General features: G+C 58.2%; 12 protein-coding genes. 9 read left to right on the top strand and 3 right to left on the bottom strand.

The features are described from left to right. The first annotated feature begins 80 nt into the window (after window positions 1–80). The 4 genes from AC1ME2_RS19665 (at window position 81) to AC1ME2_RS19650 (ending at window position 3,772) form a co-directional block, all read left to right on the top strand. Window positions 81–1,457, top strand: a complete 1,377-nt coding sequence (locus AC1ME2_RS19665; protein ID WP_480436088.1) for an L-serine ammonia-lyase — start codon at window positions 81–83, stop codon at window positions 1,455–1,457. A gap of 73 nt (window positions 1,458–1,530) precedes the next feature. After that, entirely contained in the window at window positions 1,531–2,655 is a 1,125-nt protein-coding gene (gcvT, locus tag AC1ME2_RS19660; protein ID WP_480436087.1) for a glycine cleavage system aminomethyltransferase GcvT, read from the top strand. A gap of 314 nt (window positions 2,656–2,969) precedes the next feature. Beyond that, window positions 2,970–3,182, top strand: coding sequence for a cold-shock protein (locus AC1ME2_RS19655; RefSeq protein ID WP_480436085.1), 213 nt, complete (start codon window positions 2,970–2,972; stop codon window positions 3,180–3,182). Window positions 3,183–3,280: 98 nt separating this feature from the next. Continuing rightward, entirely contained in the window at window positions 3,281–3,772 is a 492-nt protein-coding gene (locus AC1ME2_RS19650) for an RDD family protein (RefSeq protein ID WP_480436082.1), read from the top strand. 64 nt (window positions 3,773–3,836) lie between these two features. Here the strand turns inward: AC1ME2_RS19650 and lptG are convergent, their stop codons facing one another. Next, window positions 3,837–4,898, bottom strand: coding sequence for an LPS export ABC transporter permease LptG (gene lptG, locus AC1ME2_RS19645; RefSeq protein WP_480436081.1), 1,062 nt, complete (start codon window positions 4,896–4,898; stop codon window positions 3,837–3,839). Further along, the gene (gene lptF, locus AC1ME2_RS19640) at window positions 4,891–6,012 is read right to left on the bottom strand and encodes an LPS export ABC transporter permease LptF (protein ID WP_480436079.1); all 1,122 of its coding nucleotides are present in this window, start codon (window positions 6,010–6,012) and stop codon (window positions 4,891–4,893) included. Before lptF ends, lptG begins: the two co-directional genes overlap by 8 nt. Window positions 6,013–6,350: 338 nt before the next feature. On the opposite strand from lptF, the gene AC1ME2_RS19635 reads away from it, so the two are divergent. The 5 genes from AC1ME2_RS19635 (at window position 6,351) to rlmF (ending at window position 12,974) form a co-directional block, all read left to right on the top strand. Then, entirely contained in the window at window positions 6,351–7,841 is a 1,491-nt protein-coding gene (locus tag AC1ME2_RS19635; protein WP_480436077.1) for a leucyl aminopeptidase, read from the top strand. Window positions 7,842–7,896: 55 nt separating this feature from the next. Then, window positions 7,897–8,325, top strand: coding sequence for a DNA polymerase III subunit chi (locus AC1ME2_RS19630; RefSeq protein WP_480436074.1), 429 nt, complete (start codon window positions 7,897–7,899; stop codon window positions 8,323–8,325). Between the two features lie 7 nt (window positions 8,326–8,332). Beyond that, on the top strand, window positions 8,333–8,749 hold the full coding sequence (locus AC1ME2_RS19625) for a DNA polymerase III subunit chi (RefSeq protein ID WP_480436073.1): 417 nt from the start codon (window positions 8,333–8,335) through the stop codon (window positions 8,747–8,749). 199 nt (window positions 8,750–8,948) lie between these two features. Further along, window positions 8,949–11,795: a valine--tRNA ligase gene (locus tag AC1ME2_RS19620; protein WP_480436070.1), complete on the top strand. Its 2,847-nt coding sequence runs from the start codon at window positions 8,949–8,951 to the stop codon at window positions 11,793–11,795. A gap of 177 nt (window positions 11,796–11,972) precedes the next feature. Next, window positions 11,973–12,974 (top strand): 23S rRNA (adenine(1618)-N(6))-methyltransferase RlmF, encoded by a 1,002-nt coding sequence (rlmF, locus tag AC1ME2_RS19615; protein ID WP_480436069.1) that lies wholly within the window; start codon window positions 11,973–11,975, stop codon window positions 12,972–12,974. A gap of 107 nt (window positions 12,975–13,081) precedes the next feature. Here rlmF and AC1ME2_RS19610 read toward each other — a convergent pair whose 3' ends face one another. After that, a complete protein-coding gene (locus AC1ME2_RS19610; RefSeq protein WP_480436068.1) occupies window positions 13,082–13,363 on the bottom strand; it encodes an HU family DNA-binding protein in 282 nt (93 codons plus the stop codon). Window positions 13,364–13,727 lie beyond the last annotated feature (364 nt).

Below are 13,727 nucleotides of genomic sequence, written 5' to 3'. Positions count from 1 at the left end.
CACAGAGTGGGGATCACTCAAATTTTGTGGGAGCAGGCTTACCTGCGAACGGCTCAACAACAAAAACAATGGAGTGCACCATGTCTCTGAGCGTGTTTGACCTGTTCAAGATTGGTATCGGTCCCTCCAGTTCGCATACCGTGGGCCCGATGCGGGCTGCAGCTCGCTTCGCCGAAGGTCTGCGCCGTGACGACTTGCTTGCGACAACGGCCTGCGTCAAGGTCGAGCTGTATGGCTCACTGGGTGCTACCGGCAAAGGCCACGGCAGTGACAAAGCCGTGCTGCTGGGCCTCGAAGGCGAGCACCCAGACACCGTCGATACCGAAACTATCGCTGCGCGCCTGCAACAGATTCGCAGCAGTCAGCGCCTGAACCTGCTCGGTGAACACAGCATCGAGTTCATCGAAAAACAACACTTGGCCATGATCCGCAAACCCTTGGCGTTCCATCCAAACGGCATGATTTTCCGTGCTTTCGATGCCGCCGGCTTGCAGACTCGTAGCCGCGAATATTATTCGGTCGGCGGTGGCTTTGTCGTCGATGAAGACGCCGCCGGCGCTGACCGGATCGTCGAAGACAGCACGCCGCTGACCTACCCGTTCAAAAGCGCCAAGGATTTGCTGGGCCATTGCACCGCACAGGGTCTGTCGATCAGCCAGGTGATGCTGGCCAACGAAGCTGCGTGGCGCCCGGAAGCGGAAACCCGCAAAGGCCTGCTGAACATCTGGCAGGTCATGCAGGATTGTGTAAAAGCAGGTTGCCGCAATGAAGGCATTTTGCCGGGCGGCTTGAAGGTCAAACGCCGGGCCGCAGCGTTGCACCGTCAGTTGTGCAACAACCCGGAAGCGGCGCTGCGCGATGCGCTGTCGGTGCTCGACTGGGTCAACCTGTACGCCCTGGCAGTCAACGAAGAAAACGCCAACGGCGGCCGGGTTGTCACCGCACCCACCAACGGCGCGGCGGGCATTATCCCGGCGGTACTGCATTACTACATGCGCTTTATCTCCGGTGCCAATGAAGACGGAGTGGTGCGCTTTCTCCTCACGGCGGCCGCAATTGGCATTCTCTATAAAGAAAACGCCTCGATCTCCGGCGCCGAAGTCGGCTGTCAGGGCGAAGTCGGCGTGGCCTGCTCTATGGCGGCCGGGGCGTTATGCGAAGTGTTGGGCGGCAATGTCCAGCAGGTAGAAAACGCCGCCGAAATCGGCATGGAACACAACCTCGGTCTGACGTGCGACCCGATTGGTGGCTTGGTGCAGGTGCCCTGCATCGAGCGCAACGCCATGGGTTCGGTTAAAGCGATCAATGCCGTACGCATGGCGTTGCGCGGCGATGGTCAGCACTTTGTCTCCCTCGACAAAGTGATCCGCACCATGCGCCAGACCGGCGCCGACATGAAGAGCAAATACAAGGAAACCGCCCGAGGCGGACTGGCCGTGAACATTATCGAGTGCTAAAAACAGCCTCACGAAATCGACTGCTTTCGCTCCTCTACAAAGCGAAAGCTGGGAAAAACCCAAGGAGCCATGAATGTCCACCGAACAGCTTTTAACCACCCCGCTGCACGCTTTGCACCGCGAACTAGGTGCCCGAATGGTGCCGTTCGCCGGCTATGACATGCCCGTGCAATACCCCGCTGGCGTGCTTAAAGAGCACCTGCACACCCGCGCTCACGCTGGCCTGTTCGATGTTTCGCACATGGGCCAGATTCGCCTGACCGGCGCCAACGCCGCCAAGGCCCTGGAAACCCTGGTGCCGGTCGACATCATCGACTTGCCCGTAGGCATGCAGCGCTACGCGATGTTCACCAATGAAAGCGGTGGCATTCTCGATGATCTGATGGTCGCCAACATCGGCAACGACGAGTTGATTCTGGTGGTCAACGCCGCGTGCAAGGATCAAGACCTGGCACACCTGCAACAGCACCTGGCCGGTCAGTGCGACATCCACCCGTTGTTCGAAGAACGCGCCCTGCTGGCCCTGCAAGGCCCCGAGGCGGTGACTGTCCTTGCTCGTCTGGCCCCGGAAGTGGCGAAAATGACGTTCATGCAGTTTGCCAAGGTGACGTTGCTCGGCGCCGACTGCTATGTCAGCCGCTCCGGCTACACCGGTGAAGACGGTTTTGAGATCTCGGTTCCCGCCGATCAAGCCGACGCATTGGCCCGTCGCCTGTTGGCCGAGCCAGAAGTCGCACCGATCGGCCTCGGTGCTCGTGACTCGTTGCGCCTGGAAGCAGGCCTGTGCCTGTATGGCCACGACATGAACACTGAGACCACGCCGATCCAGGCCAGCCTGTTGTGGGCGATCTCCAAGGTTCGGCGTGCCGATGGCGCGCGCGCAGGGGGTTTCCCGGGTGCAGAGCAGATCTTCGCTCAGCAGCAAGCCGGTGTGAGCAGCAAACGTGTCGGCCTGCTTCCGCAGGAACGTACGCCTGTACGTGAAGGTGCAGAAATTGTTGATGCCAACGACAAAACCATCGGTACGGTCAGCAGCGGCGGCTTTGGCCCAAGCCTCGGAGGGCCTCTGGTCATGGCTTACCTGGACAGCGCTTACACCGCGCTGGACAGCGAAGTCTGGGCCATTGTACGGGGTAAGAAAGTGCCGATGCGGGTCAGTAAAATGCCGTTTGTTGCGCAACGTTACTACCGTGGCTAAAGGCGTGGTTAGTCCACCGTTTACGCTATCCATAACACCGTAAACGGGTAAAAAACTATCGATCACGCGCTATCGGTAAATCTTTTCAAACAGCCCGGAGAGCGCCTGAAACCGGGTCTTTGAAGGGCTTGTTTTTTCTGCTGAGGTTAGCGTAGAGTTTCTCAACTGTGTTTGCATGGGTCGCTTGAACTGGGACCCGGGCAGTAGCTCTAAGTATTGCTACATCCCGCTCAACGTTCTTCTTCCCGCAACCAGCCCAGTACTCTTTCAAGTGAAAGGGGCTGCCATCAATTCAAGGTCCAGGGAAAAAGAAAATGTCGAATCGTCAGAACGGTACCGTCAAGTGGTTTAACGACGAGAAAGGTTTTGGTTTTATCACTCCAGAGAGCGGTCCGGATCTGTTCGTCCATTTCCGCGCTATTCAGGGCAACGGGTTCAAGAGCCTGAAAGAAGGCCAGAAAGTGACCTTCGTTGCAGTGCAAGGCCAAAAAGGCTTGCAGGCGGATGAAGTTCAAGCCGAAGCCTGAGTAGCCTCATGTAAAAAAGCCCCTGATACTGACATCAGGGGCTTTTTTATGGCTGGGATTCCGTAAAATGGGTTCTTTTTTGCAACCGAGAGCCCGTCATGTCGAAACACCTGCTGCGTCCACAAGGCGACTTTCCCGTTGCGGGCCTGGGTCATCGCCTTGCGGCTATGCTCTATGACACCCTGCTGTGCATCGCCCTGCTGATGGTCACCACCTTTATTTACAAGCTGATACTGATGGCTTTTATCGGTGAGGCCAAATTACGCGCCTTGACCGAGTCCGGGTCGCTGGACAGCGATCCGCTGCTTTCAACAATCCTGGTGTTTGTGCTGTTCGGCTTCTTCGCCAAGTTCTGGACCCATTCAGGCCAGACACTCGGCATGCAGGTATGGGGCATTCGCGTGCAGAACAACGACGGCACTGGCATCAGCCTGTGGCAGGCGCTATTGCGCTTCGTGGTCGCGATTGGTTCGTGGCTATGCGTGGGGCTGGGCTTTTTCTGGATGTTGTTTGATAAGCAGAAGCGCAGCTGGCATGACATATATTCCGACAGCCAACTGGTACAGGTGCCCAAGCGCAAGAAGCAGTGACGCTGGATGAACTCACGTACGAAAAAAAGCCGACTCGACGTCGGCTTTTTTGTCTGTCTTCTTTCTACCCTGCCCGACGCAGCAGCCAGACCCCGGCCACGGCACAGATCCCGGACGGCACCAGCACCGCGAACAGCGGCGAGAAGCCGAACACCAGACTCGACGGCCCAAGCAGGTCCTGGGCAATGCGGAAGGTGAATCCGACCAGCACCCCGGTGAACACCCGTTGACCCAGGGTCACCGAGCGCAATGGGCCGAAGATGAACGAGATCGCCATCAATACCAGCGCCATTGTAACCAGCGGCTGCAGGACTTTGGTCCAGAACGCCAGCCAGTAACGGCCGTTGTTCAAACCCTGATCCGCAAGATAATGCGTGTAACTCCACAAGCCAGTGATCGACAGCGAGTCCGGCGGCAAGACCAGCGTGCTGAGCAACAGTGGGCTGAGGGACACGCCCCAATGTTCAGTCGGGCTTTTGACGACTTCAGTGCTGTCAGTGTGGAAGAGCGTCGTGGTCACGTCTTCCAGGGCCCATGAATCATTCTCGAACTTCGCCTTCTTCGAGAAACTTGCGGACTGCATGTGCCGTTGATCGTCGAAACTATAGCGGGTCACGCCGTACAGCACCCCGTTGGGTTGCACGGTATTAATGTGGATGAACTCATCGCCCTGGCGGTGCCACACACCGTACCTGCCCGTTTGCGATTCATCGCTGCCCTGAGCCAGGGCGCGGTTGGACTGAGCCAGGTCTTCAGCGGGCGGAGCAACATACTCGCCCACCAGCAAACCAGCGATCATCAGCACCAGCATCGGCTTCATCACCGCCCAGACGATACGCCCGATAGACACACCCGCTGCGCGCATGATGGTCAGTTCACTGCTGCTGGCCAGACTGCCAAGGCCAACCAGACAGCCGATCAGCGCCGCCATCGGCAACATGTCGTAGACACGCCGTGGCGCGGTCAGCAACACGAAGGAAGCAACATCGACCAACGTGTAGGTGTCGCTGATGTCGTTTATTTCATCGATGAATGCAAACAGCGACGCCAGCCCCAGAATGACCCCGAGCACGCCAAGGATCGCGACTAAAACACTCTTGCCGATGTAGCGGTCGATTTTAACCACGGGCCACCTCCTGCGCGCGGCGGCGACTCGCCACCTTCAGCCGCAGAGGCTCCCAATACAGCAATAACAAGCCAATGCCCAGAAACAGCGCATGCACCCACCAAAGGCCCAGGGCCATTGGAATTTTGCCCCGCTCCAGCGCACCGCGAGCAGCAATCAAAATGGTCAGGTAAGCCATATACAGCAGAATCGCCGGAAGCAGCTTGAGGAAACGCCCTTGACGCGGATTGGCCTTGGCCAGCGGCACCGCGATCAATGTCACGATGAACACCAGCACCGGTAGCGCGAGCCGCCACTGCAACTCAGCCTTGTAGCGAGGATTATCACTGCCGAACAAATCACGGGTCGGAATCGACTCGCGGTCGGTAATCTCCTCGCTGATCGCGGGTTTTGGCAACAGGGCGCCATAGGTCTCGTATTTGATGGCGCGGTAGTTGGCTTCACCGGGGTTGCCGTCATAACGGTAACCGTTTTCCAGAATCAGATAGTGGGAACCATCAGCCCTGACCTCTTGATGTCCCTTCTCGGCGACCAGCACGGAAATCCCTTGATCCTTGGCCCCGTTCTGGGACGTGCGTTTCTCGGAGATGAATACCCCACCCAGATGAGCGCGGTCGTCTGAAAGCGTTTCGGTGTAAGTGATCCGCGAACCGTCGCGCAGCTCCTGGAAGCGGCCGGGTACCAGCGTATCGAACTCGGTCAACGCGTCTTGTTGGTTGACGATCATAGAAACCTGCGCAGCACCTTGCGGCGCCAACCCCAGGCTTAGCCAGGTGACTAGCAGCGCAATCACGGTTGCTGGCGCCATGGTGATCAACAGCAAACGTTGCTGGCTCATGCCGGTGGCGGCCAGGACAGTCATCTCGCTTTCAAGATAAAGCCGACCGTAAGCCAGAAGAATGCCCAAAAACAAGGCCAGCGGCAGGATCAGTTGCATGAAGCCAGGCATACGAAAGCCCATGATCATGAACAGAACACCAGGGTCGAGGGCTCCCGATGCGGCTTGAGCCAGGTATTTGATGAAGCGTCCGCTCATGATGATTACCAACAACACCGCGCTGACCGCGCTCAAGGTAACCATCACTTCTCGGGACAGATAACGAAAAACAATCAAACCAGGCACTCCAGGGTTGTCAGGCGTAGGCGGCCAGACAAAGAAAGCGAATCAGCCACAATGATTACCGGCTCGCAGAAGCGACCGCCTAAAAAATATGCGGCATTATCCTGTGATTGAGGGTCCCTGTCACTGCGCCTTCTCCTTAGAAGGCTGATACGCACGAGACGACAACGCCCGGACTGCCTGTAAACGGATCAAGCGAAGGGTTGTCAGGGTCCGTGCGTCAGGGTCAAACTGCGGGCCTTGTAGCAGGCGCCACAGATTCGAGACACCTCTCTGTGGCTGCGCAGGTCACTTATTCTGCGAAAACTCACAGTTTATTCGGGGACCCCGACATGGAATTTGTTGTAAAGAGCGTTAGTCCAGAAACCTTGAAAACCGCCACGCTGGTGGTCGCAGTCACAGAAGACCGCACACTCAGCGACGCTGCGACAAAACTCGACACCCTCAGCGGCGGCGCGATTAGTGCGGTTCTCAAACGTGGTGATCTGCCTGGCAAAGTCGGCCAAAGCCTGTTGCTGCACACCCTGCCCAACCTCAAAGCCGAACGCGTGCTGTTGGTGGGTGTGGGTAAAGAAGACGAATTATCTGACCGTCAGTTCCGCAAAGTCGTCATCGGCGCACTAAACGTACTAAAAGGCCTGGGTGGCAGCGATGCCGTATTCGCCCTCGATGATATAGCTGTCAAGAATCGCGACACCTACGGCAAAGCGCGCCTGCTGGTAGAGACCCTGGCCGATGGCGAATACGTATTCGATCGTTTCAAAAGCCAGAAAGCCGAACCCCGTGCTCTGAAGAAAATCACCCTGTTGACGGCCAAGACCACCCAGGCTGATACCGAGCGCGCCGCCACTCACGCCGCCGCCATCGCCACTGGCATGGCCTTCACCCGCGACTTGGGCAATCTGCCGCCCAACGTCTGCCACCCAAGCTACCTGGCCGAAGAAGCGAAAGCGCTGGGCAAGGAACACAAAAATCTCAAAATCGACATCCTCGATGAGAAGAAGCTCAAGGAACTGGGCATGGGCGCTTTCCTGGCCGTGGCTCAGGGCAGCGAACAACCACCTCGCCTGATCGTGATGAACTATCAGGGCGGCAAAAAGAGCGAAAAACCGTACGTACTGGTCGGCAAGGGCGTCACCTTCGACACCGGCGGCATCAGCATCAAGCCTGCTGCGGGCATGGACGAAATGAAGTTCGACATGTGCGGTGCCGCCAGTGTGTTCGGCACCCTGCGTGCGGTGCTTGAGCTGAAACTGCCGATCAACCTGGTATGCCTGCTGGCGTGTGCCGAGAACATGCCTGGCGGCAACGCCACTCGCCCGGGCGATATCGTCAGCACCATGAGCGGTCAAACTGTCGAGATCCTCAACACCGACGCCGAAGGCCGTCTGGTGCTGTGTGACACCCTGACCTACGCCGAACGCTTCAAGCCACAAGCGGTGATCGACATCGCTACCCTGACCGGCGCCTGCGTCGTCGCACTGGGCGGCCACACCTCGGGCCTGATGGGCAACAACGACACGCTGATCGGCCAACTGCTCGACGCTGGCAAACAAGCCGATGACCGCGCCTGGCAATTGCCGTTGTTCGATGAGTACCAAGAGCAACTTGATAGCCCGTTCGCCGACATTGCCAACATTGGCGGCCCAAAAGGCGGCTCGATCACTGCCGGTTGCTTCCTGTCACGCTTCGCCAAGGCCTACAACTGGGCGCATCTGGACATCGCTGGCACTGCATGGCTGAGCGGCGGCAAGGACAAAGGCGCCACCGGCCGTCCGGTTCCGCTGTTGACTCAATACCTGCTCGACCGCGCTGGCGTGTAAACGCCCATGGGCGTGTCGGCCGACTGGCTGACGCGCCCTGCGCCTTGGAACTGACATGACTCAAGTCGACTTTTATATCCTGCCCAGCGCTGATCCTCTGGCGCGCCTGGACTTCGCCTGCAAACTCAGCGAAAAAGCCTGGCGCCTGGGTCATCGGGTGTACATCCATTGCAGCGATGCAGCCCAGCGCGACGACCTCGACGCCCGCTTGTGGCGCTTCAAGGGCGAAAGTTTCGTGCCCCATGGCGCTGCGGAAGACGATCAGGATGCTCCCGTCGTTTTAGGCGTGGGCGATAACCCTGGGCCGCATCAGGATCTGCTGGTCAATCTGGACCTGCGCATCCCCGATTTTTTCAAGCGTTTTGCCCGCGTGGCGGAAGTCGTGGTAGAAGACCCGGCAATCCGTCAGGCCGCACGAGAGAGTTTCCGCTTCTATCGTGAACAAGGCTATCCTCTGCAAGATCACCGGTTACAGCGTCTCTGAGCATACGATGGATACTTCCAACCCCCTGAAAGACTCCGCGCATTTGCTGGATGACCTCGAGTCGATCCGCCAATTGCTCGGCGATAGCTCCCTGCAACCGCCGTTGCTGACCAACACCGTCGCCAGCGACATTCAGATTCCGTTGCTGTTTGACATGGTGGGCGCCAAGGCGGCGGTACACGCCGAAGCGGATGACACCGATATCGACGAAGCGGACATTCCGACCCTGACACCCGAACCTCCCGCCGCGCAACCCGCCAGCGCCAATCCGGATGCCGTGCTGCATCTGGACAACGAACTGCGTGCCGCTGCGCAATTGATCATGCAAGACGTCATCGATGACTTCGCACCGCATATCGAAACCGAGATCAAGCGCCGCCTCGATGCGCGGATGGAACGGTTGTTGAGTCAATATCAGGCCTGAAGTGTTGCGGCGTCTGACCTGACGCCTTCGCGAACGAATTCGCTTGTGGACATAAATCCTGTGTAGCAGCGAATTCATTCGCGAAGCGGCTATAACGCACTTTTCTGCCGCCCACCATCGCCTCGCTCTACGCCCCGCTGTCCATCCCCGCTATACTTGTCGGCTTTCCTGAATTAATGCCTATAGGGTCCCGCCGCGCATGGATAAGACCTACCAGCCGCACGCCATTGAAACTTCCTGGTACCAAACCTGGGAGGCCGAGAATTATTTCGCTCCGCAAGGCGCGGGTGACTCATACACCATCATGATTCCGCCGCCGAACATCACCGGCAGTCTGCACATGGGTCACGGCTTCAATAACGCGATCATGGACGCCCTGATCCGCTTCCGCCGCATGCAGGGTCGCAACACCCTGTGGCAGCCGGGCACCGACCACGCCGGTATCGCCACGCAGATGCTGGTAGAGCGTCAGATCGAAGCTCAAGGCTTGAGCCGTCACGACCTGGGCCGTGAAAAATTCCTCGAAAAAATCTGGGAATGGAAGGATCAGTCAGGCGGCAACATCAGCCGGCAGATTCGCCGCCTGGGTTCATCCGTGGACTGGAGCCGTGAGCGCTTCACCATGGACGATGGCCTGTCCGACTCAGTCAAAGAAGCCTTTGTGCGCCTGCATGAAGACGGCTTGATCTATCGCGGCAAGCGTCTGGTCAACTGGGACACCAAGCTGCACACGGCGATTTCCGATCTGGAAGTGGAAAACCACGACGAGAAAGGTCACCTGTGGAACCTGCGTTATCCTCTGGCTGACGGTGCTAAAACCGCTGATGGCCTGGATTACCTGGTCGTCGCCACCACGCGTCCGGAAACCATGCTCGGCGACGCCGCTGTGGCGGTGAACCCGGAAGACGAGCGCTACAAGGCCCTGATTGGCAAATTCGTCGAGCTGCCACTGGTCGGTCGCCGCATCCCGATCATTGCTGACGATTATTGCGATCCTGAATTCGGCACCGGCTGCGTGAAGATCACTCCAGCCCACGACTTCAACGACTATGAAGTCGGCAAGCGCCACAACCTGCCGCTGCTGAACATTTTCGATAAAAACGCCGCTGTCCTGCCTGTCGCGCAAGTGTTCAACATCGACGGCAAGCTCAATGATCAGGTGGACGGCACCCTGCCTGCCGCCTACGCCGGCCTTGACCGTTTCGAAGCGCGCAAACACATTGTCGCCGCCTTCGATGAAATGGGTTTGCTGGTGAGCGTCGATGACCACGCGCTGAAAGTGCCCAAGGGCGACCGCTCCGGGACCATTATCGAGCCGTGGCTGACCGATCAGTGGTACGTCTCCACCAAGCCGTTGGCCGAACCTGCCATCGCCGCCGTGGAAGATGGCCGCATCGCCTTCGTGCCCAAGCAGTACGAAAACATGTACTTCTCGTGGATGCGCGACATCCAGGACTGGTGCATCAGCCGTCAACTCTGGTGGGGCCACCGCATTCCCGCCTGGTACGACGCGTCCGGCAAGGTCTATGTCGGCCGCGACGAAGCCGAAGTGCGTGCCAAGCACCACCTGGGTCCGGACATCGCGCTGCAACAGGACAACGATGTTCTCGACACCTGGTTCAGCTCGGGTCTGTGGACCTTTTCGACCTTAGGCTGGCCGGAAAAAACCGAAGCCCTCAAGACCTTCCACCCCACCGACGTGTTGGTCACAGGTTTTGACATCATTTTCTTCTGGGTCGCCCGGATGATCATGCTGACCATGCATTTGGTGAAGAACGACGACGGTACACCGCAGGTTCCATTCAAGACCGTCTACGTACACGGCTTGGTACGCGATGGCCAAGGCCAGAAGATGTCCAAGTCCAAGGGCAACGTCCTTGACCCACTGGACATCATCGACGGTATCGAGCTCGAAGCGCTGGTACAGAAGCGCACGACCGGCTTGATGCAGCCGAAACTGTTGAAAAAGATCGAAAAGCAGACCCGTGACGAGTTCGCCGACGGTATCGCCAGCTATGGCACCGACGCCCTGCGCTTCACCTTCTGCTCGCTGGCCTCCACCGGCCGCGACATCAAGTTCGACATGGGCCGCGTCGAAGGCTATCGCAACTTCTGCAACAAGATCTGGAACGCCGCGCGCTACGTTCTGGACAAGGGCGAAGACTGCGGCCAGAACGGCGAAGCTGTAGAGCTTTCGCTGGCAGATCGCTGGATCATCTCCCAATTGCAACGCACCGAAGCCGAAGTGACCCGTCAACTCGACCAGTTCCGCTTCGACCTCGCGGCCCAGGCGCTGTACGAGTTCATCTGGAACCAGTATTGCGACTGGTACCTGGAACTGTCCAAGCCGGTATTGTGGGACGAAACCGCACCGGTCGAGCGCCAGCGCGGCACCCGCCGCACCCTGGTTCGCGTGCTGGAAGTCGCGCTGCGTCTGGCTCACCCGTTCATGCCCTTCATCACCGAAGAAATCTGGCAGCGCCTCGCGCCGCTGGCTGGCGTGACGGGCAAGACGATCATGCTGCAACCGTGGCCAGTGGCCAATGAAGCACGTATCGATCAGGCCGCCGAAGGCGATATCGAGTGGCTCAAGGGCCTGATGCTCGGCACCCGTAACATTCGTGGGGAAATGAACATCGGCCCAGGCAAGCCGCTGCAATTGTTCCTCAAGAACGTCGGTGCAGAAGATCAGCGTCGCCTGACCGAAAACGATTACCTGTTGAAAAAACTGGCCAAGCTCGAATCCATCACCGTGTTGGCTGAGGGCGCAGAAGCGCCACTGTCCGCTACCGCGCTGGTGGGTGAGATGGAAGTGCTGGTGCCAATGGCTGGCTTGATCGACAAAGCCGCTGAGCTGGCGCGCCTGGACAAAGAAATCCTGCGCCTGCAAGGTGAGGTGCAACGTGTCGGCGGCAAGCTGTCCAACGCTGCCTTCGTCGACAAAGCACCGCCTGAAGTCATCGCCAAAGAACGCAGCAAGCTGACCGAAGCCGAACAGGCACTGGGCAAGCTGGCTGAGCAACACGCACGTATCGCCAGTTTGTAAGGGCGACAAGCACGACTGGCTCGCGAGCGAGCCAGTGGCACCCTGTAGGAGCTGCCGAAGGCTGCGATCGACTGCGAAGCGGTCGTGGTCTTAAATAAGCGAAGGTTGTTCCAACCTTATCGCAGCCTTCGGCAGCTCCTACAGGGCTACGCCTACACTTCACAGAATTGACCTCCCATGACAGCGCCACGCACACCTAAAGCACCCAGCAAACCCGCAGAGCCCCGTGAAAAAGCGACCCTGCACCCACGCAACCGCCATCAAGGCCGTTACGATTTTGCGCAGTTGATCAAAAGCAGCCCGGAACTGGCCGAATTCGTGGTCATCAATCCGTATGGCAAGGAAAGCATCGACTTTGCCAACCCGACTGCCGTGCGGGTGTTCAACCGCGCCCTGCTCAAGTCCTACTATGGCGTTGCCCATTGGGATATCCCGGCGGATTATCTGTGCCCGCCGATTCCAGGGCGTGCCGATTACCTGCACTTCATCGCTGACCTGTTGGCCAGCAGCAACGACGGCGTTATCCCGCGCGGCGCCTCTATTCGTGCATTGGACATCGGCATGGGCGCCAACTGCGTCTATCCATTGATCGGTCACAGCGACTACGGTTGGCAGTTCCTCGGCTCGGAAATCGATCCAACCGCCGTCGCCGCCGCCACCGCCATCGTCAAGTCCAATGGCCTGAGCAAAGCCATCAGCCTGCGCCTGCAAAGCAATCGCACGCATATCCTCCTGGACCTGCTGCGCAGCGACGAACGTTTCGACCTGAGCGTGTGCAACCCGCCGTTCCACGCGTCGATCGACGAAGCGCAACGCGGCAGTCAACGCAAATGGCGCGCCCTCGGCAAAGCAGACCCCAAGCGCAAATTGCCCGTCCTGAACTTCGGTGGGCAGTCACAGGAACTGTGGTGCGAAGGCGGCGAAATTGGCTTCGTGACGCAATTGATCAACGAGAGCAAGCAGGTACCACGGCAGGTGTTCTGGTTCAGCACGCTGGTGTCGAAGGCCTCCAACCTGGCCTCGATTCAAAGCACGCTGAAAAAAGCCGGGGTTGTGGAAAGCCACGTGGTGGAAATGTCCCAAGGCCAGAAGCAGAGCCGCTTCGTTGCCTGGACGTTCCTCGACAAAGCACAGCAGCAAGCATGGCGCCTGGAGCGCTGGGCATCGGCCAAAAGCTGAGTTCACGCTGGATGTGTTTACCGCAGGCCTGAAAAAGCCGTGCCCGGAGTGATCCGGAGCACGGCTTTTTTACAGCAAGTAAAAACTGCCCTTAAGGCAGTTTCGGCTTACTTGTTAACCGAATCGGTCAACGCTTTAGCAGGTACGAATTTGATGACTTTTTTGGCAGCGATTTCGATGGCTGCGCCCGTCGACGGGTTACGGCCGGTACGAGCTGGACGCTCGGTCACTTTCAATTTGCCAATGCCTGGCAAAGTGATTTCAGCGCCATTTTCCAGTTGGTCAGCAACAATTTGGCCCAATTGCTCAAGAGCATTACGCGCGGTGGTTTTTGGCGCGTCGATAGCTTCAGCGATATCGGCGATCAATTGGTCTTTAGTCAGAGCCATGGTGGTGTTCCTTCCCTATCAAATTCATGTGGATTGCAGAATGCGGCATCGGCCTGGGGCCAGACAATGAATCCGGCCCTCCAGTAGCAGCCACGATTAATCGCGAAATGTAGATACTGAAACCGGGCTTTGGTTCGACCTGACGCGTACAAACTGCATGCTTAGCGCCCTTCAAGTGCGCAAGACCGGGCAAAACTAGCACAGAGACGATCAAATATCCGCACCTACCTACCCATTTGGTCAGCTTTAGAGGGTTAGAGCGTTAAAAATACAGGGGAAACACCCGATTCAGACCAAAACAGGGCGCTTGCGCAGCGTTATGACAGTACCCAAGGTGCGTTACACTGCGCGACTTTGAATTGAG

Source organism: Pseudomonas sp. ASL9, from assembly GCF_056680335.1.
This window is presented reverse-complemented; position numbering and strand designations above follow the sequence as displayed.